Source organism: Pseudomonas sp. SR18 (assembly GCF_023701505.1).
Taxonomy (GTDB): Bacteria; Pseudomonadota; Gammaproteobacteria; order Pseudomonadales; family Pseudomonadaceae; genus Aquipseudomonas; species Aquipseudomonas cyclaminis.
In genome coordinates, this window is sequence record NZ_JAMQAU010000046.1 from 1 (window position 1) to 571 (window position 571).

Consider the following 571-nt stretch of genomic DNA (forward strand, 5'->3'; position numbering starts at 1 on the left):
TGGACACCACAATCACCGCAATGCCGCTGGCCGCGAGGTTGTGGATGATCTGGTAAATCTCCGACTTGGCGCCGATGTCGATGCCCCGCGTCGGTTCATCCAGCAGCAGGACCTTCATCGGCATCGATAGCCAGCGGCCCAGAATGGCCTTCTGCTGATTGCCGCCGGACAGGTACATGATTTTCTGTTGCGCATCCGGCGTCTTGACTTTCATCGCCTTGATTTGCTGGTCGGCGTTGCCCTTTTCCCAGGTCTCGCGCAGCAACCAGCCAAACGAGGAATGGGCGCCACGGGCGCTGATGTTGATGTTCTCGGCGACGCTGGAAAGCGGAATGATGCCCTCCTTCTTGCGGTCCTCGGGACACAGCAGAACACCGGCGGCAATGGCGTCGCGCGGGGAGCGCAGTTGCAACGCCTCCCCACACAATTCAAGGCTGCCGGCACTTGAACGCTCCAGGCCGCTGAGCAAGCGGAACAGCTCCGTGCGCCCTGCCCCGACCAAGCCGAACAGGCCGAGAATCTCGCCTTTGCGCACGTCAAAACTGATCGGTTCACGCAGGCCGGGGCCGAG

At 61.8% G+C, this 571-nt stretch carries 1 protein-coding gene; it reads right to left on the reverse strand.

Annotated features, from left to right (window positions below; genetic code table 11):
* Positions 1 to 571, reverse strand: a 571-nt coding sequence (locus NDJ82_RS27395) for an ATP-binding cassette domain-containing protein (protein WP_250926668.1), incomplete at both ends; no start/stop codon positions are given.